The organism is Psychrobacter sp. AOP7-B1-25 (genome assembly GCF_052376195.1).
Lineage (GTDB): Bacteria > Pseudomonadota > Gammaproteobacteria > Pseudomonadales > Moraxellaceae > Psychrobacter.
This window is the reverse complement of record NZ_JBQSVK010000007.1, coordinates 22,230-42,150: the sequence shown is the minus strand read 5'-3', so window position 1 is coordinate 42,150 and position 19,921 is coordinate 22,230. Positions and strand designations below refer to the sequence as shown.

The following is a 19,921-nucleotide window of genomic DNA, read 5'->3' as shown; positions in this document are numbered from 1 at the left end:
ATTGTTATATATTTACAGTTTATTAAGATATTTTTTATTAACTGAGTGTAATCACAAGATAAATTAAAGGATTAATTGATAACGGTTATATATTTTAGTATGAGTTAACTATAGAAATAAGACTAAAGCTTTATTATCTCAAATGCATTAAAAAAGCCCATTCTCGAAAGAGTGACGGGCTTTTATTTATCGCGAAGCTCTCAATATAAACATAGGATTATGACACTGTTTTATTATTATCAGTACGTTCGTCACTAGCCAGCTTAATCTTCATTAGAATTTCTTTGATTTCAGCAGCTGATAGATAAGTTGGTACTGCATAAGTGTCACTAACTTCTTTTGCAGCTGCCTTTGCAATATCATCAAAGTCGCTGGTTTGCATACCCTCAACTATCGGATCGATATTTAAATTTGCAATCAGTTTTCTAACTTGCATGATAAGGTGATCTGCTATCTCACTATCACCATTAGCTACTTGACCATCCTGTACCATACCAGTTCTTTTGGCCAATGCAGCCAGTCTTTTTTTGCTAGCTTTGCGATTGACGTCAAGTACATAAGGCAACACGATAGCGTTAGCACGACCATGAGGAATACTATAGTAAGCACCTAACTGATGTGCGATAGCATGCACATAGCCCAGACCTGCTTTGTTAAAGGCAATCCCGCCATAATGAGCGGCGATACCCATCTCTTCTCTTGCTTTTAGATTGCCACCGTCTTTATAGGCTAGTGGTAGATAATGCATAACAGACTTTACAGCAGAGGCTGCATAGTAATCTGTCTCTACACTAGCATTAGCGCTCATCCATGCTTCTAATGCATGAGTCAATACATCAATACCTGTATCTGCTGTGATATGAACTGGCATGCCTTTCATGATAACTGGATCAATCGCTGCGGCTAGCGGTACCATTCTTGGGTCGATAGATAATGCTTTTTGATGCGTTTTATCATCAGACACGACTGCACCGAGTGTCGCCTCTGATCCTGTACCAGCCGTCGTTGGTACGCAGTATAAAGGCGTCGCAGGCTTTCTTGCTTTGAGAATACCAATTAGCTGCTTTGGTTTGCACTTATTGCCTTGAGACATCGCTATCATTTTGGCTGCATCGATCACTGAGCCGCCACCAATGGCTACGATAGAGTCACAGTTGGCGGCTATTGATTGGCGAAGCCCTTCTTCAACTACCTTAAAAGTAGGGTCTGGCGTAATACCGTCATAGATGTGATAACGGATATTTTTTGCATCTAGATAATCGGTAACTTTTGCTGGTATATCCAGCTTATTGAGCACCTTATCCGTGACAATAAACACATTGGTATTGCCTTCATTGATAAGCATGTCGCATAGCTCATCACAGGCAGTCTCACCGACAAACAACATTGGTCTTCTGATAGGTATCACGTAAGACACTGCTTTTAATACCTTTGCCCGAGTCTTAGCAACGGCCAAATAACCAGCATGCTGCAAACTGTTGTTCTTCACCAATTTAGTAATACTGTTTTGTGTTTTCATGAGCACAAAATCCTTTTTAATGATGGTTTTAACTGTAATAAAGACCGTTTTGCTGAGTCAGTTAAATATTACTAATTTACGAGCGCCAAAGTGCATAAAGATTCGTATCACAGTATTGTAAAACAGGCGACTTTCTAAAATTATTGTACCACTGCTTTTTTTAGTATGTCGCTATTATTATGAACTACGATGTGTTGGTTTTATACCAGATCGCTTAATTTAGTCGCTTGATTTGATTGATCAATCTAAGTGGCTACATCAAATCGTTTAAACTAGTCAGTACTTGCCTTTAACAGTTGCTGAGTATAAGCATGTTGTGGGTGATTAAAAAGATACTCGGTACGTCCAGACTCTACACAAACGCCTTCTTTTAATACCATAATATGCTGACATAGAGCACGTACTACTTTGAGATCATGACTGATAAAAACATAGCTTATTTGCAGTCTTTCTTGGATTTCTCGCAGTAAACTGACAACTGCTACCTGTGTGGTACTGTCGAGCGCAGAGGTAGGCTCATCCAATATAAGTAAACTGGGTTTCATAATGAGCGCGCGCGCCAGTGCCACGCGTTGACGCTGACCACCCGACAGCTCATGCGGATAACGCTGCGCAAATACTAAAGGCAAATGCACCATAGCAAGACTATCTAGTACTGCTTGCTGACGGGTGACTTTATCCACGCCTTGTACCAGCAATCCTTCTTCAACGATTTGCATGACCGTCATACGCGGATTAATACTAGCAAATGGATCTTGAAATACCATTTGTATCTGCGAGCGGAAATTATGCAATGCTTTTTTGGACAATGCTGAGATGTCTTGACCATTGACTATTATCTGTCCATTCACACGTGCTTGGTTGCTCAATAGTTGGCTAAGCGCCAATGCAATGGTAGTTTTGCCAGAGCCAGACTCACCAACGATACCCAATGCCTGACCTTTTTGCAGCGTCATATCGACATCCTTGACCGCATCGAACCAGCGCTTGGTACCACCAAACAGACTTTTTTCAATTGGAAACTGTACGTTAAGATTACTCACTTCTAGTACGCTTGATTGTTTATCTGCGTTATCGTCTGCTATAACTAACGCTTGCCCAAAGTCTTGCTGAATGAGCGTACGAGTATAGTCGGCTTTAGGCTGATCAAATACCGCAGACGTTTGACCTTGTTCGATCGTTTGACCTTGGCTCATAACGATGACCTCATCACTATAACGCCTGACCAAATTGAGATCATGACTGATCAATATCATTGCCATATTGTGCTTGCATTTGAGCTCATCTAATAACGCCAACACCTCGTGCTGCAAAGTGACATCAAGCGCAGTCGTCGGTTCATCAGCAATTAGAATATCAGGCTGCTGTGCCAATGCCATGGCAATCATTACTCGCTGACGCTGACCACCTGATAGCTCATGTGGATAACGGCTCAACTTGTCAGAAGGATCGGCAATATTGACATCATTTAGCAAAGCGATGCTGGTGTTTCGCCATTGTTTCTTTGGTACACCGCTTAGACGCAACGACTCAGCAATTTGTTTAGCGACCGTATGCAATGGATTTAATGCAGTCATCGGCTCTTGAAACACCATACCAATTCGCTGTCCACGAATAGACCGTAGCGCAGTATTACGTGATTTATCATTGACGATGGGCAATGTAGACATGCCTGCCGTACTTGCTAATTGAGCCTCACCAGTAATGGTCAAGCTGTCTGGTAATAGACCTAACAGCGCAAGACTGGCAATTGATTTACCAGAACCTGACTCACCAACGATGGCTAAGGTTTGTCCTTGTCTTAGCTCATAAGACAGCGCATCGACTAGCTGGACACCTGTAGTCGTCGTGATAGTAAGCTTGTCTACGGTTAGCATAAGCTTATCTTGTGCACGATTCAGACTTTGACTTGTGGCGTTGTTCTGCTCGGTGGCGATAATATTTTCAGTCATATTAAGAACGCCTCGGATCAAATGCATCACGCAATGCTTCGCCGACGAAGATGAGCAGTGATAAAATAAAGGTCAAGCTAAAGAATCCTGACAAGGCTAACCACGGTGCATCAAGGTTGTTTTTCCCTTGTATCATGAGTTCACCAAGAGACGGTGAGCCAGGCGGTAATCCATATCCCAAGAAATCCAGCGCGGTCAGAGCGATAATATTGGCCGTTAAGATAAACGGCAGTTGCGACAAACTAGAAGCTAGTGCATTGGGTAAGATATGTCTAAGCATAATTTGGCTATCCGAAACGCCTAAATTGCGTGCCGCTCGCACATAGTCAAAATTGCGGGCTCGCAAAAACTCTGCTCGTACCAAACCGACCAGCCCCATCCAGCCAAATAGTAACATCATGGCAAACAGCATAATAATACTGGGATTAAACAGACTAACTAAAATAATAATCATAAACAGCTGGGGCATACCGCCCCATACTTCCATAAACCGCTGCCCTGCCAGATCTACCCAGCCGCCATAATAGCCCTGTACCGCACCGACGGTAATCCCAATCAGTGCGCCCGCAAGTGTCAAGGCCAAACCAAATAGTAACGACACTCTCATACCATAAAGTATTCGTGCCAGCACGTCGCGTCCCATATCATCAGTACCAAGCCAGTTCTGAGCATTGGGTGCTGCTGGGTAAGGCAGACCAAGCTCGACATTCGGTGTCTGATCAGCAAACGGAATAGGCGGCATTATATAAAACCCTTGCTCATCGATTAACGACTGCACTGCAGGGTCTTTATAATTGGTTTCGGTCTCAAACACACCGCCAAATGTTGTTTCGGGATAGGATTTTAATACTGGAAAGTAATAATCACCTTGATACTGCACTAGTAATGGTTTGTCATTGGCAATGACATTAGCCGCCATACAGATGACAAATATCACCGCAAAAACAAACAACGATATCACCCCAAGACGATTTTGGCGAAAGCGATTTAGGCGTGCTTGCCATATAGGGTTCAAGCGTGGCTTTTTTGTGGTAGGTAGCTGCTCAAGCATTAGCGATTTATTTGCTTCGCTATTAACAGTACCATTCTGTGAGGAAGATTGATTATTTGACATTAGCGCCCCTCAAAATCAATACGAGGGTCGATTAAGTGATAACTTAAATCACTAATTAACTGCAATAGTAGCCCGACCAAGGTAAAGATAAATAGTGTGCCAAATATCACTGGATAATCGCGTTGTTGAATGGCTTCAAAACCTAGCAAGCCGAGGCCATCAAGTTTAAATATAATCTCAATCAAAAAGTTACCCGCAAAGAAAATACCAACGATAGCGGCTGGAATACCTGCAATAATAATTAGCATCGCATTGCGAAATACATGGCCATATAGCACTTGACGCTCACCCAATCCTTTAGCACGAGCGGTCAGTACATATTGCTTGCCCAGCTCCTCTAGAAAGCTAAATTTGGTCAAATAAGTCAAACTTGCAAAACCGCCTACCGTACTTGCTAGCAGCGGTAACGCCAAATGCCAAAAATAATCTTTTACTTTACCAAGCGCGCTTAGCTGATCAAAATTTTCGGACGTCAACCCTTGCAGTGGAAAGATATTCCAATAGCTGCCACCTGCAAAGAACACCAGTAAAATTACCGCAAAGACAAACACTGGTATCGCATGTCCAATCGCCAGTAGCATAGCAGTGGCTTTATCGATGCTTGAGCCATGATGCATCGCTTTGTAGACGCCTAGCGGAATGGCTATCATATAGATGAGCAACGTACTCCACAGTCCGAGCGATATCGAAACTGGCAGCTTCTCTACGATAAGATCGGTCACCGACTGCCCTTTAAAAAACGACTCACCAAAATCTAGCTGAGCATAGTTCTTTATCATGAGCCAGAATCGCTCAGGAGCGGATTTGTCAAAGCCGTATTGGGCATTAATCGCGGCGACCATCTCCTCAGAGAGACCACGCGTTCCTTGATAAGTACTGTCATTACCACCTGCACTGCCCGCACCAATATTACTACCAAGCGCATTGTCTTTTGCACCCTGTTCGATAAGTGCCAGCTGCTGCTCAACAGGCCCGCCTGGTGCCGCTTGTACGATTACAAAGTTGGCAAGCAATATCAAAAATAGTGTCGGCAATATCAGTAGTAGTCTTTTTAAGATATAACGACCCATAATGGCGACTTCCTAAATAAAGAGAGAGCAATAGCATTCAGCAGTGGATATTTTATGTTGAAGGTGTATAAAAAATATTTTTTAAAAGTTGTTTTTTAGCTCACGTAACGCTGCAAATACCGTCAATGATTTCTCATCATCGATAGGCATTTTTGATTTAACCCCTGCGATTACACTTAGCTCATGCGTACGTAAAAACACATTTATCGCGCGCTCATGTTCTAGTGTCACTGGTAACGTTGGCAAACCTTGCTCAGTTTGCGCCTCTGCTCGTGCTAAAGCTTGCTGCATCGCTTCATTGTTAGGTTCAATGGACAGCCCAAAGCGCAGGTTGTTGGCCGTATATTCATGTGCAGGATATAGTAGCGTCTCATGAGACAATCCGTTCAAGCGCTTAAAACTCTCATGCAGTTGCTCAATCGTACCAGTAAAAACACGCCCGCAACCTGCACTAAACAGAGTATCACCGCAGAAGCAGTGCTTTTGTCCATCAATATCCAAGATGTAGGCCATATGGCTAGCGGTGTGCCCTGATACATCCCAAACTTGCGCAGAGCAGCCCCATGCGCTCACTGTGCTACCATCTTTAATGGTTTGATCTTCATCGACACCATGCTCACTATGCGCAACCAAATGAGTCATCGGATATGATTCCTGCAACTCTGCTACGCCGCCGACATGGTCATGATGGTGATGGGTGGTCCAAATCGATGTTAGCTCTAACTCGTGCGTTCCTAGATAATCAATGACTGGCTGTGCTTGACCTGGGTCAATGACAATTGCTTGCTTATTATTTTCATTAATCAACGTCCAAATATAGTTATCATTAAATGCTTTGATTGGGTGAATGCGAATACTCATGTTAAATCCTTACCAGTAGTTATTTTTGTTAATCGTTATTTTGAACTATCTAATCTAATTTTTATTCGAGAACAACAGCATAGATTTGATAAAAACAACATATATGCTTAGCTGTCCGTTGTTACAGGGTCAAACTTTATAGTAAATACTGTCTATTGTTTTAAATATTTATTGATGCGCTCTTCTGCCTCTTTATCGACCCACCAGTAATCGATACCCACTGCATTGGTCGGTAGCTTTTCGGTATGACGATACTGATCCCAATAGGCAACATTGGTACCAGACTTGCCGTATAGCGGTACGACATAATGCCCTGCGCGCAGCAACCGGTCTAGCACCTGCGTATATAATACAATCTCATCACGGTTTTTAGCATTACCAAGGGCCGCAATCACATGATCGACGGCTGCATTTTTGATACCAGCACTATTATGGTTGCCAGGCTCATTAGCAGCAGCGCTACCCCAGAATGCCGCTTGCTCAGCACCAGGAGATAGACTTTGGGCAAAAACGTCCACGACCATATCATAATCAAAACGGCGCATACGCTCATAATATTGCGGCCCATCGACTTGACGTAAGGTTGCATCAAATCCTAAGCGTTTTAGATTACGAATATAAGGCAACAACACGCGGCCCATGGTCTCACCTGTCATCAAGAGCTCAATCTGAGCAAGCGATCCATTAGGCTGATATAGTTTCATATCCTCATAATAAAACCCAGCCTCTAACAATAGCTTGCGTGCTTTTAACAACCCTTGACGATTAAAACCATTACCGTCACTAGTAGGCAACTGCCATTCTGCTAACGTTGCTTTACGTTGAATCGGTTCGAGTTCGGACAATAATGGTGTCAATACCTGCATCTCTGCGTCAGATGGCGTACCCGTTGCGGCAAGCTCCGAGCCATGAAAAAAGCTTTGCAAGCGCTCATACTGCCCATGAAACAAGGTTTTATTCATCCATTCAAAATCATAAACGGCCGTCAAGGCTTTACGAACTTTAATATCTTGAAAGATTGGGCGACGCATATTCATCACCAACGCTTGCATCGGTACGGGATTTTGGCTAGTTATCGTCTCTTTTTGGATAAGCCCTGCTTTTACTGCGGGAAAATTATACCCAGTTACCCAATTCGACGCTTTATTTTCGGGACGAAAACGATATTGTCCAGACTTAAAACCTTCAAAAGCAATTTCATCACTTTGATAATAAACAAACTTGATCATATCAAAATTGTAGCGACCGCGATTGACCATCAAATCACGACCCCAGTAATTGGGATCACGTATATAACTTACCGAACGCCCTGCTTCAACACGTCCTAATTTATAAGGTCCACTACCCATCAATGGCGTCAGACTGATTTTTTCAAAATCGGTATCAATGGAAGATTTGGCAAAAACAGGAAACTGCCCAACGGTTAGTAAAATTTCTTTGTTTTCAGCAGATGCAAAGACAAACTTTACTTGTTGATCATTAATAATTTGAATGTCTTTGATATCGCTCAGATAACTGCGAATATACATGGGACCTTTATTCAATATCGCCTCAAAGGTCGCTTTTACATCGCGACTGGTTACAGCAGACCCATCCCAAAAACGAGCATCAGGATTGAGGTGATAGATAATCCAGCTCGTATCGTCCGGATCATATGTCACTTTGCTTGCCAGTTGCGGATACATGGTAAAAGCTTCATTCAATGAACCAGTCATCAAAGTATCATACAGATAGTCTGTGCCAATCATCGCGACGCCTGTAGTCATCCATTTGTTGGCGCTATTAAATGTACCGCGAGCATCTAGAGAAAGCGTGCCTCCTGATGGCGCTTTTGGATTAGCATAAGGTAAGTAAGGTGCATTGATGTACTCAGTGGGGCTATTATGACCAAGCGCTTTCGTCGTAATAGGTGCAGCGATACTGCTCGGTATCCAGCTGACAATAATGGTTAGCAACATGGTTTTTAATAGGGCATTTTTTATTATCATGACGTTATAACAAACCTCTATGCTAACCAATATAAATATCAAAACGTAAAGCCTGACAGCAAAACAGCGTGATAGCAAAATTTTATCATAACAAACTTAGGTTTTTTCACCTAATGGTTTGCTGCGGATATCACTTAATGGTTATCACATGACATTATTATCGCTACGTACTAGTTTGACCAAACTGTCTGTTTATAAGTATAAAAAAGGCGCAACCATGATCGGTTGCGCCCTTCTTGATGTATATTCTATGTATGAAGACTTTATACGCTAGCAGTTACCATCTTGCTTACGCGTGCTTTTTTTCAAAGGCAATCATAAAGTCAACCAGCTGCTGTACCCACTCGAGTGGTACGGCATTATAAATACTGGCTCGCATACCACCTACATCACGATGACCTTTTAGATTTAACAAGCCAGCTTCTTCTGACTCTTCTAGGAATACTTTATCGAGGCTGCTGTCTGCTAAGGTAAACGGTACGTTCATGATAGAACGATGCTTAGGATCTACTGGGTTATTATAAAAACTGCTCTCATCAATCGTTTTATAAAGTAAATCGGCTTTTTGCTGATTGGTTTTACCAATAGCAGCTACACCGCCCTGCTCTTCTAGCCAATCAAACACCAGCCCTGCTAAGTACCAAGAGTACGTCGCTGGCGTGTTAGACATAGACTCTTTGTCAGCTTGGTGCTCATAGTTCAGGAGCATAGGACACCATTCACTGGCCTGCCCCATCAAGTCATCACGAATAATGACAATAACCAACCCTGCAGGACCGATATTTTTCTGTGCGCCCGCGTAGATCATGCCAAATTTAGACACATCTATCGGCTGTGACAAGATACAAGATGACATATCAGCAATGATTGGCGCATCTACTTGTGGTGGCTCAAATATCTGTAAACCATGAATCGTTTCATTGGCACAGTAGTGAAAATAAGCGGCGTCTTCACTGATATTCCAATCGCTTTGCGCTGGTACGTCAGTAAAGTTACTCTCTTTACCAGTTGCAACTAAGTTAATCTCGCCTAGACCTAGCGCCTCATAGCGCTTGGCTTCTTTGATCGCTTTGCCTGACCATGCGCCTGTCGTCAAATAGTCACCACGTCCACCGTTTAGCAGATTCAATGGAATCGCCGAAAACTGTAAGCTAGCACCGCCTTGCAAAAACAGCACTTTATAGTTATCTGGTATTTCCATAAGCGTGCGTAGCTTAGCTTCCGCTTTGTCAGTAATGGCCATATACTCTTTGCTACGGTGGCTGACTTCCATGACCGATAGGCCGCGACCTTGCCAATCAAGCAATTCGCTCTGCGCGCGCTCTAATACGGCTGTTGGCATGGTAGCAGGGCCAGCGCAAAAATTTGGCAGGCGATGCGGTGTGGCAGTTGCTGTAGACGTTGGGGTTGTAGGCATAATCACAGTCCTAGGTATGATGAAATAAAAGGATATTTTTATTTCAGTTTGTTGGTAAAGGCATTGGTATCGATGTTAATTTTCATATAATTCAACGAGATATCTGCTCCCACAGCTGACGCTTAGTATCACTGTCTGCGAGCATTTCTTCTAATGTCGGCACCGTAGTCAGATTGGGATGTTGGAGGCCGTCAGGTAGCGCGGTCAGTGCAGCAACTTGTATCTCTTCGCTGCGGCCAAGTCGAAAGATATATCCTGCAAGACTGGCATTGGCAAGCTCAGCAGTATCCATGCCATCACAAATTGGAAATGATGTCATCTCGCAAGTGATTGATAGCGCTTCAGTGATGTTTTTCCATAATTTTTGACTGTCACTATTCAGTGCTTTGATATCAACCAATATTACCCAGTCACCATAGCGGCCACCCTGCAGATCAAATGGCACTACTTTTTTTAAGCTCTCATCTTTTACACGGTCATCACTATTACTTTGCGGAAAATTACTCTGCGCAAATTGAGGTTGCTCAATAGGTGCATTCGTTGAGGTAATATCAGTTTGGTTGGACACAGCACTTGAACTAACCGTACTCGAATCAACAGTATCAAAACTATAAGTAACAGGGCTTTGTTCATTAGCCATCTGTTCAATGGTAGCTAGAGAATCAGTATCATGCTCATCTGAAACGTAGCCGTTAGCATGATACTCTTTGATATCATGACCACCCGTCGGTTGATCAACTGTATCTACGGCTTCAGCGCGCGCTACTTCATTGTTGTTAGACTCAATATCAGTAGAGTCAGTATCTGTTGGCTTCACCGAAGCTGTCGCAATGTCAGCCATATGGATGGTTTCTGATTCAGGCTGTACCCACTGATCGATACCCATCATCGCTAGAATTTGGCGTTGCTGCACACGGCGCTGTAATACAGTTAGCGGGTCTTGGGTATCACTCATGCGACTCTACTATCCTATTCATTTTATTTATGTCATTTATAGATGTGTTTATTATTTTGGCAGCTCTCACAGAGTATGCTTCACACTATTAATCAAATACTAGACACATATCAATCAAAACAGCTGCCGAATACCAAACCAACGCTCTGACATTACCAGCAAACAATCGTATTCATCTTGGCTGATTATCGTATCGTGTAACATCACTGTATGCAATGTACTTAGCCATTGTCGATACTCATTATGAGTTGGCTGGTTGATCTCACTTTCATTATAATCTATTTGGCTACCGTCCTGTTGCTTCTCTCGATAATTATCAGCATTCTGAGCATCTACCAAGCGTTTGGTAGAGTGCTTAGCAGAGACAGGAACCGCAGAAATAATTGCCAATAACTGAATACTGTTCAAGTGCTGTGCGGTCAATAATAGCCACTGTAAATTGAGATCGCTTACTGTCATGAGATCAATATCAATCAAGCGCGCATGACGTCTCAAATCTACAATATAATGTGCCACACTATCGTTACATTCACTCAATAAAGATCGGTCATGCATTGAGATCATCTGGCCTTTTACATCTTTTGATAGTCGATAAGCCAATAAAACGATAACCGACACGTCTGCTGTATCAAGACCTGTAAATACCTGACCTGAAGGATCTAATTGCGCTCTTACATCCTCTATACCAGTCTTCAGTATCTGCGGCCATAGATCCTGCGCGTCTGTATCTTGTAAAACTTCGAACAATATCGGTAGCAACTGCTGCAAATGTAGCGCTTGCCATAGTGACAATATTGGCGATTTTTGATGTGCTAACACTGACGAATTATTTAGAGCAGTCGCATGAGAGTTATCACTAGATATATTTTGATCTGACGAATCGTTGGCCAAGCTTTTGGTTAAGTCAGATGTCAGATGTTGGTTAAACAACTCAAATATGCCCTGCTGATAGCGCAACAACATCGTACGGCATCTCTCTTGTTTTTTATAGTACTGATGACTGTCGTGACTATGATCGTCTTTACTTTTGAGCTTTAGATTTTCGATAAATAGTTCAGATAAATCCTTTTGACGCAATTGACTTAAGGCGATCTCAATCAAAGCACTATCCAGACGTCTATCCAAACTGGTTACTACTGTCATCAGCTTAGTATCTATCGCATGCGGTAATATTTGCTCATGCTTAATGGTATCAGTCTCAAAAGACAAGCCATCATTCCAAATATCATTCAAATTATAAGTGGCAATCGTTGATAAGGGTCGATGCTGATGACAAAGTAAAACAGCTTCGACTAATGCTAGCGCACCTAAAGGATGATGACTATGATTGAGTACATACTGAGGTAATGGCACCTTTCGAATATCGCTAATTTCAATTAATGTATTTTCTGGTAAGTCAGCGTCAGGTTTAGCCTGCCATGGTTTTAACAGCTGATGAGTACCAACATCTTCGGCCTGTACCTGAAGCCGCCCATCAACCACTACATCAGCGTCTATGGCAAACTCTAAACCGTCATCAACTTCTGATTCACCACTATCTTTACGATTGTCGCTTGTAGACTCAGCAGGAGTTTTCCTGTCACTTTTCTGGCTATTGTCACCTATATTAATCGTTGCGGTTGTTTGAGCTTCAATGGCTGACGAATACTGTGTGTTTTTTTCTGACAGGTTTTTACTTAGGCTATTTTCTTCTGTGGTTCCCCAATCACCTAAGCGGCGTTGCCTATATATCTCTTTGACCTTTTGCTGATGTATTCGCTTTTCTTTGGCAATTTGTACCGCGAACTTATGATAAGCATCCGCATTAATCGCGCTCATACGCTCAGTCAAGCTTGGATGAGTGGCAAACCACGACACATCACCTAGGTCTGCCCCACTACTAGCGAAGAAAAAGTGACTGAGTCCATTGATATCAGCAATGCCAGACAAACGTGAGCCGAGCGAGTCTTGATGAATAGCTTGTAAGGTTTCGATAATCGCAGGTGTACGTGTCAATTGAACACTAGTGGCATCAGCGAGTAGCTCACGCTCACGATTAAAGCTGTGCTTAATCAACTGCGCGCTTGCCATACTAGAGAAGCTCAAGCCATGTAGTAGCAATGTCCAGATACTACGCGGGACTTGACGATCTATTATAGGTGGTGTTTGTATCCACTTAGACTGCCGCTTGGCTGAGGACTGCTGTTGTTGTGATTGCTGCTGCCAGTAGGCGACCCATTCACTATGCGTGGTGAAATTGGCGGTTTGTGCCTCTGTGTTACGTGCCAGCGTATCAACCTGTCTCTGTGGTAGCGGCTTTTGGGAGATATTATCGATATCAAAATAATGATGATTAGATATTGGGTCACTCCAGTCATATAGTATCTGCAAACCTGCCAATACCACCATGAGCTGTAGATTGAACGTAGCATCACCGTGCAGTATATGACCATATTCGTGGCCAATAAGTCCGTATAACGCTTCATCAGACAATTTATCTAGCGCGCCTTGGGTAACGACGAGCACCATGTCTTGGCTATGGCGACCAGCGACGAAACCATTGATACCCTGCTCATCAGGAAGCACGTACAAAATCGGTGTGCGCAAACCTGCCGCAATCGCTAACTGCTGGGCAGTTTCATAATAGCGACGATAAACGGGCGGAAAATCACGCTCATCACGCACGGCTATATGACGTGAACTATAGCGAACCTTTTCTTCGGCTTCGTGTTGATGGGCGACTCCTTGACTGTGCTCCCATGGCGCTTGACTGTTATCAATGAACAGCCTAACTGCTCCTACTCGTTGAGCAATAGCACGACCACCCGCCCTTAGCCGTCGATACTCTAAAAAACTACCACCAACGAAACTACCTAACGTCAAAACAATGACCAGAAGCAATACCCAGTGATATATACCGCCTGTAAACACAGTTAGCAGCATAGACATAACAGCCAAGCCCACAGCCATATGAGCAAGTACAATCAGGAAAAACAGTCCATAGAGTAAGAGACTGCGACGCGTACGTATCCGCTGTTCACCAAAGAAATCCATCAGATTAGGCTGCCTAGAGTTCGCCAAAATTATCTAAACCTTAGCCCATATCGACAATCGGTGCCTGAGCAATCGCTTCTCTATCTTCAAATACCAACTGACTGAGTGGACGAAAGCTAAAAGTTGTACTAACGAGGTTATTGGGGAAGACTTCGCGATCATTGTTATAAAACATCACGCTGTCATTGTAATGCTGACGCGCGAACCCGATGCGATTCTCTGTATTGGTTAGCTCATCCATGAGCTCCTTGATCATACTATCGGCTTTTAGCTCTGGATATGCTTCGACGACAGCAGAAAACTGACTCAACGCCTTGGATAATATGCCTTCTGCTTTTGCAAATAGCGCCATATGCTCTAGTGAGTCTGGCTGATGCTTATTAGAGTCCTGTAAATCTTGGGCATGATTACGCGCACTAATGACTCGTGTTAGCGTTTCTTCTTCATGACTCAAATAACGCTTGGCGGTTTCGACCAAATTTGGAATCAGATCATGACGACGCTTCAGTTGCACATCTATTTGAGCAAAGCCGTTCTTTGCTTGGTTACGTGCGCGTACCAATCTATTGAAAATAGATACCCCAAACACAAAGACCAACACCACAAATGCAATGAATAGCCAAACAAACATCTTCATAACTGAACTCCAAGGTGTCTAGAATGTTAATAAAAAGTTAATACATTGTATTTTAACTCATATTAATCAATAAAACTTTGGAACTAGAAAGGTAATCGAACAAAAAATTGATTCTAAAACCAAACAAGCAATTAGATAAGCATTAGACAAAATATTGACCAAAAAAAAGCCCTTTACAATGAAGGGCTTAATACATCACAAATAGGTCTTTTATATTTTATTGGAATAAATATCAAATTTTAGGCAAAAAAAAGCGACTCCAAAAGCACATCCTCGGCACACATTGTGACTATTACCGTTGCTACCTTCCGGTCCTGGCGGGATTCATAGAACAATGTTGCGAGGCTACCAATGGAGCCACCAGTCGCAAATTATACAAGAAATTTTTAATTTTACAACCCCTATTTCAAAACTGTTTGTTTTAGGCCCCAAATAGCCCTTTTATTTAGTTCATCAGCTCATATTATCAACGCCTGAGCACGAATGAAGCCAGTAACTTAGGTCACAAAATTCTCACAGCAACTTATATAAATTTTGCTATTTTAGTGAATGAAGTTGTACCCACGTTGATGTTTAGAAAGTAATAGGGACAATTTTTTATGTATAGATGAGCTTTGAGAATTATCGTTTATATATTTTTAGAACTAATTTAGGAGATAAAAATGAAAAACACTTTATTGAATAAAGCAGCACTCGCTTCTGGTACGGTTTGTCTCATGACAGCAATGATGGGTAGCGCTCATGCAGAACCAACAGGATACGACCAACTGACGTTTCAGACAGAGATAAAAGAAGAGATTCAGAACGACGAAGTACGCGCCAGTTTGTACAAGAAGGCACAAGCAACTGACTCTAAAACCTTAGCTACGATGCTCAATACCTCAATCAATAATGCCATGAAAATCGCCAAGCGCTATCCTAGCGTAACCGTGAGCACAGGACAGCAGCGCACCTATCCACGCTACGACAAAAATAATAAAATTATTGGCTGGACAGGTCAGGCAAACATAGACTTAAAGAGTACAGACTTTTCAGCGACTAGCCAGCTCATTGCTGACTTACAAGAAACCTTAGTGATGAACAACCTTAATTTTGGTGTATCAGATACTAAAAAGGATGCTCTAGAGCAGAAGTTAATGACCGAAGCCTCACGGGCTTTTCAGCAGCAAGCTAAAAGCCTTACCCGCGCTTGGGATGCTCGTGGCTATCGCGTCATCAATGTTAACCTAAACACAGGTAGCAACTATCCACGTCCGATGTACAGCGCTATGAGCATGAAAGCAGACTCGCTTGAATCGTCTGTGCCAAGCCAAAGCTTTGAGTCTGGTAACAGTACTATCTCAGTAACCGCTAACGGCACCATCGAGTTAACTAAATAAAATAACTTATACTTAAATAAGCGATTTACATTAAAAAATGCAAGCATCCTTAATGGTGCTTGCATTTTTATTTTACCGGCGATATCTATTCATTATTGAGACCATTACTGAGACTTAGCAATTTCCTGTTGACGCAGTTTTAGCATCAATTTTTGATACCAAGCTAATTTTTGATAAGCCAACAGCTGCTCTGCCTTTCTTTTGTTGTCTTGCAATGTGGTTGTATTTTGAATCACGTATACAGTACGTGTGATTTGCTCAAGTGTTTGGCCAGTTTCGCTTTGTACAACCGCCTTAATTGTATGAGCGCCTGGCAAAATATCAACAGTAGCAATAGACGTGCTCAAACCTTGTGCAACCTCTTTATCATCAAAATAAATACTGGCACTATCACCTGCCTGTAACGCAGGCTTAATCTGTACATTGACATCGATATTCTGTACTGGACGACGATAGGCTCTCTCTTCACTAGGTTCAATAATGGCTAACTGATAGTTTACCGGCGCAGTGTTCTTAGGATTTACCGCAGGCGGCTTAGTAGTAGTCGCTGTCTGCGTCGCACTTGATGATTGGCGACTTGTATTAGGATTAGTTGTCGTATTCAGACCCGCTGACCTACTCGTCTCACTACCTGTCGCAATAGTTATTTGACTAACCTGTTTGCCAGCTTGTTGTTCGTAACTCTGCGGACGATCAGTAAAGGTAACTTGACCGGTTTGCTCATCAACCACTTTATAAATAGGCGCAGCATTCGTGAGAGGTGCACAAAGGCTAACGGTAGCAACCACCATCCATAACCCAACTTGCATCTTACCTTTTAAGAAACTCGATTTTGCTAATAACGTCATAATCGCTCAGCCTAGATAGTGTCTACTATTAATATAATTTTATAAAACTATTATGCGTGAGTTTTGACATGAAATCAGTAGTGATTTTAAAGAAAACTCAGCCATTGGACTGATACACTTTATTAATACGCATAAAAAAACCAGCTAAGAATAACTTAGCTGGTTTTGTTGACTCAAAGTTGGCTCAAAATAACTGAGTATTTTAGTGACTAATTAGCAGCTGTAGTACATATCAAACTCAACTGGATGCACAGTCACGTTCAGACGCTGTACTTCTTCTTCTTTCAAAGCGATAAATGCTTCTAGCATGTCTTCAGTGAACACATCACCTTTTAACAAGAAGTCATGATCATCTTTCAATGCTTGCAATGCAACATCTAAGCTTTCTGCCACTGTTGGGATTTGTGCTTCTTCTTCTGGTGGCAAGTCATACAAGTTCTTATCAGCAGCTTCACCTGGATGCATTTTATTTTGGATACCGTCAAGGCCAGCCATTAACAATGCAGCAAACGCTAAATATGGGTTAGCTGTTGGATCAGGGAAACGTGCTTCAACACGGACCGCTTTCGGGCTGCTTACGTGTGGAATACGGATAGACGCTGAACGGTTAGATGCTGAATAAGCAAGCTTGATAGGTGCTTCGTAATGTGGCACTAGTCGCTTGTAACTGTTCGTTGATGGGTTGGTAATTGCATTCAATGCACGAGCGTGCTTGATGATACCGCCAATGAAGTACAATGCTGTTTCAGATAGGCCAGCATACTCATCACCAGAGAACGTGTTTACGCCATCTTTCGCGATTGACATATGTACGTGCATACCTGAACCGTTATCACCAACGATTGGCTTAGGCATAAAAGTAGCTGTTTTACCAAACTGATGCGCAACATTATGCACAACATACTTCAATTGTTGAACTTCATCCGCTTTACGTACCATCGTGTTGAATGCAACACCGATCTCAGACTGGCAAGAAGCAACTTCATGGTGATGAACTTCAACTGAACCTTCACCAACGATTTCTTCGATGCGTTCACACATCACAGCACGCATATCATGTGAGCTGTCGATTGGTGGTACTGGGAAATAACCGCCTTTTACACGTGGGCGGTGAGCCATGTTGCCCCACTCGTAAGTCTCGTTAGTCGACCATGCTGCTTCTTCCGCCGTGATTTTATGACTAACGCCAGACATATCGACTGACCATTTAACATCGTCGAATACAAAGAATTCAGGCTCAGGACCGAAGTAAGCAGTATCACCGATACCAGTAGACTTCAAATACTCTTCAGCGCGACGGGCGATAGAGCGTGGGTCACGGTCATAACCTTGTAGCGTTGATGGCTCGATGATATCGCAAGTCACTACCACAGTCACCGCATCATAGAACGGGTCAACAAAAGCAGTTTCTGGATCAGGACGTAAGATCATATCTGACGCTTCGATACCCTTCCAACCAGCGATTGATGAGCCATCAAACATTTTACCATCTTCCATAACATCTTCATCAACGGTATGCGCTGGGAAGCTGATATGCTGCTCTTTGCCGCGTGTATCAGTAAAGCGAAAATCAACCCATTTAGCATTAGAGGATTGGATAAGATCTAATAGTTTATTCGACATGAATAGTCTCCGTTGTGTTGATCATGTAATTGCGATTTAAAATTATTAATATGGTGTTCATGTTCCAGAATGTCAGATGTGCTCTCAATACTAAAATAGCGCATTCGATATTATGCTTATTATCAGCACTATTTTATGTATTAGTCAAGATGCTCATCTAAAGCGTTTACTCAATCAGACCAATATTTGTGCACATGGTCTAACATACGCCAATTTACTCCTAACGACATTCTAGCAATATACAACTCATAATGCTGAACTCTAAGGCTCCTGTTAATAATTATTTTTAGACCAGCTTTCTATCTTTAAAAATAATCATAGCAGCGATACTGCAAGGCTTATGCCAATGTATTGACACCTTGATCGTAGGTGTAGTTGACAATTGACACAATTGCTAATAATTACAGCAATTTATAATATATGAAACGTTAAATATTAATTCATTGTCATAAAATTGAGTTTCAAAGTAGCACTTAATTGAAGCACTAATCATGAACTTTTCGCACTATATTAGTGCAAATACAAATACATTGATGGTTTAAATGCTATTTTTTGGTGCGATGTCGATAGTTAAATGTATGACATTATTCCTGATCAAACTACCCTCGTTATCAACACAATAATAAAAAATGTATTTTTACTTGGTGCTTACTTAGATAGCCTATACCCTACATTTGATAGAAAACAAAATAGTGGTAAGATAACCGCGTGCAAGACCGCCCTCTGCTATCATCGTAGCTGCTTGTTTTTAACAATTAAGTGCCTCGATAACAGTGAGAAAAAATTTCATATTAAAAATATAATAAAACTGATAAGTTGAATCCTTAATGATTTTGATGATCGATAATTACGATAGCTTTACGTACAATATCGTACAGTACTTCGGTGAGCTACAGCAGGACATCACTGTTTGGCGTAATGATCAGGTCAGCATTGAGCAGATTAAAACCCTCACACCTGACGCCATTGTGATTGGCCCAGGTCCGTGTGATCCTGACCGTGCGGGCATTTCACTGCAAACCATTGAAACGTTTAAAGGGATTATTCCTATATTGGGTATTTGCTTGGGTCATCAAGCTATCGGTCAAGCCTTTGGCGGTCAAGTGGTCAAAGCTGCCGAAGTCATGCATGGCCGCTTATCAGCTATTTATCACAACGAGCAAGGTGTGTTTGCTGGCTTACCTAACCCGTCACAGGTGACGCGTTATCATTCGCTTGTCATCGATAAGACAAGCCTACCAGACTCCCTTGAGCTCACCGCATGGACACAAAATGCCGATGGTAGTATTGAGGAAATCATGGGTATCCGTCATAAGGAGCTTGCTGTAGAAGGCGTCCAGTTCCATCCTGAGTCGATATTGAGCGAAGCAGGTTATCAATTACTCAATAACTTTTTACAGACTCATGGCTTAGCTACGCTGACGTCCGATAAGCTTCCACAAGTTGGTTAGACTCGACTAAAAGTATGTTGGCAAAAAGACTACTTTCATGAGCCCATACCAAATTTCACACAGATGTATATAAA

15 protein-coding genes and 1 other RNA gene are annotated in these 19,921 nt (G+C 42.3%); 3 read left to right on the top strand and 13 right to left on the bottom strand.

Annotation, left to right across the window (positions count from 1 at the left end; genetic code table 11):
* Positions 1-217 precede the first annotated feature (217 nt).
* From ACT3QR_RS07715 to ACT3QR_RS07690, 6 genes are all read right to left on the bottom strand, one after another.
* The gene (locus ACT3QR_RS07715; RefSeq protein ID WP_444520764.1) at positions 218-1,519 is read right to left on the bottom strand and encodes an iron-containing alcohol dehydrogenase; all 1,302 of its coding nucleotides are present in this window, start codon (positions 1,517-1,519) and stop codon (positions 218-220) included.
* A gap of 272 nt (positions 1,520-1,791) precedes the next feature.
* Positions 1,792-3,471, bottom strand: a complete 1,680-nt coding sequence (locus ACT3QR_RS07710) for an ABC transporter ATP-binding protein (protein ID WP_444520763.1) — start codon at positions 3,469-3,471, stop codon at positions 1,792-1,794.
* A 1-nt stretch (position 3,472) separates the two neighbouring features.
* Positions 3,473-4,486, bottom strand: coding sequence for an ABC transporter permease (locus ACT3QR_RS07705; RefSeq protein WP_444520839.1), 1,014 nt, complete (start codon positions 4,484-4,486; stop codon positions 3,473-3,475).
* Between the two features lie 98 nt (positions 4,487-4,584).
* Complete coding sequence (locus ACT3QR_RS07700) at positions 4,585-5,655, bottom strand: microcin C ABC transporter permease YejB (RefSeq protein WP_444520762.1); 1,071 nt, start codon at positions 5,653-5,655, stop codon at positions 4,585-4,587.
* Between the two features lie 81 nt (positions 5,656-5,736).
* Positions 5,737-6,516 (bottom strand): hydroxyacylglutathione hydrolase, encoded by a 780-nt coding sequence (gene gloB / locus ACT3QR_RS07695; protein ID WP_444520761.1) that lies wholly within the window; start codon positions 6,514-6,516, stop codon positions 5,737-5,739.
* Positions 6,517-6,668: 152 nt separating this feature from the next.
* Complete coding sequence (locus ACT3QR_RS07690; RefSeq protein ID WP_444520838.1) at positions 6,669-8,501, bottom strand: extracellular solute-binding protein; 1,833 nt, start codon at positions 8,499-8,501, stop codon at positions 6,669-6,671.
* A 151-nt stretch (positions 8,502-8,652) separates the two neighbouring features.
* Here ACT3QR_RS07690 and ACT3QR_RS07685 point away from each other — a divergent pair, with 151 nt between their 5' ends.
* Positions 8,653-8,778, top strand: coding sequence for a hypothetical protein (locus ACT3QR_RS07685; protein ID WP_444520760.1), 126 nt, complete (start codon positions 8,653-8,655; stop codon positions 8,776-8,778).
* 15 nt (positions 8,779-8,793) lie between these two features.
* On the opposite strand, the gene serC is transcribed toward ACT3QR_RS07685, so the two are convergent.
* The 5 genes from serC to ffs all read right to left on the bottom strand — a co-directional run bounded on the left by serC (position 8,794) and on the right by ffs (position 14,900).
* Positions 8,794-9,921 carry a 3-phosphoserine/phosphohydroxythreonine transaminase gene (gene serC, locus ACT3QR_RS07680; protein WP_444520759.1) on the bottom strand — a complete coding sequence of 376 codons (1,128 nt, stop codon included), beginning with the start codon at positions 9,919-9,921 and terminating at the stop codon, positions 8,794-8,796.
* A gap of 91 nt (positions 9,922-10,012) precedes the next feature.
* A complete protein-coding gene (locus ACT3QR_RS07675) occupies positions 10,013-10,876 on the bottom strand; it encodes a DNA polymerase III subunit psi (protein ID WP_444520758.1) in 864 nt (287 codons plus the stop codon).
* Between the two features lie 114 nt (positions 10,877-10,990).
* Positions 10,991-13,936: a M48 family metalloprotease gene (locus ACT3QR_RS07670; RefSeq protein ID WP_444520757.1), complete on the bottom strand. Its 2,946-nt coding sequence runs from the start codon at positions 13,934-13,936 to the stop codon at positions 10,991-10,993.
* Positions 13,937-13,949: 13 nt separating this feature from the next.
* Positions 13,950-14,546: a LemA family protein gene (locus tag ACT3QR_RS07665; protein ID WP_444520756.1), complete on the bottom strand. Its 597-nt coding sequence runs from the start codon at positions 14,544-14,546 to the stop codon at positions 13,950-13,952.
* A 257-nt stretch (positions 14,547-14,803) separates the two neighbouring features.
* Positions 14,804-14,900, bottom strand: an RNA gene (gene ffs, locus ACT3QR_RS07660) — signal recognition particle sRNA small type.
* Positions 14,901-15,208: 308 nt separating this feature from the next.
* Here ffs and ACT3QR_RS07655 point away from each other — a divergent pair.
* A complete protein-coding gene (locus ACT3QR_RS07655; protein ID WP_444520755.1) occupies positions 15,209-15,925 on the top strand; it encodes an SIMPL domain-containing protein in 717 nt (238 codons plus the stop codon).
* 104 nt (positions 15,926-16,029) lie between these two features.
* Here the strand turns inward: ACT3QR_RS07655 and ACT3QR_RS07650 are convergent, their stop codons facing one another.
* Together ACT3QR_RS07650 and glnA are read right to left on the bottom strand one after the other, a co-directional pair.
* Positions 16,030-16,773: a DUF4124 domain-containing protein gene (locus tag ACT3QR_RS07650; protein ID WP_444520754.1), complete on the bottom strand. Its 744-nt coding sequence runs from the start codon at positions 16,771-16,773 to the stop codon at positions 16,030-16,032.
* Between the two features lie 213 nt (positions 16,774-16,986).
* The gene (gene glnA, locus ACT3QR_RS07645) at positions 16,987-18,396 is read right to left on the bottom strand and encodes a type I glutamate--ammonia ligase (protein WP_444520753.1); all 1,410 of its coding nucleotides are present in this window, start codon (positions 18,394-18,396) and stop codon (positions 16,987-16,989) included.
* A gap of 827 nt (positions 18,397-19,223) precedes the next feature.
* On the opposite strand from glnA, the gene ACT3QR_RS07640 reads away from it, so the two are divergent.
* The gene (locus ACT3QR_RS07640; protein ID WP_444520752.1) at positions 19,224-19,847 is read left to right on the top strand and encodes an anthranilate synthase component II; all 624 of its coding nucleotides are present in this window, start codon (positions 19,224-19,226) and stop codon (positions 19,845-19,847) included.
* The last annotated feature ends 74 nt before the right edge of the window (positions 19,848-19,921 follow it).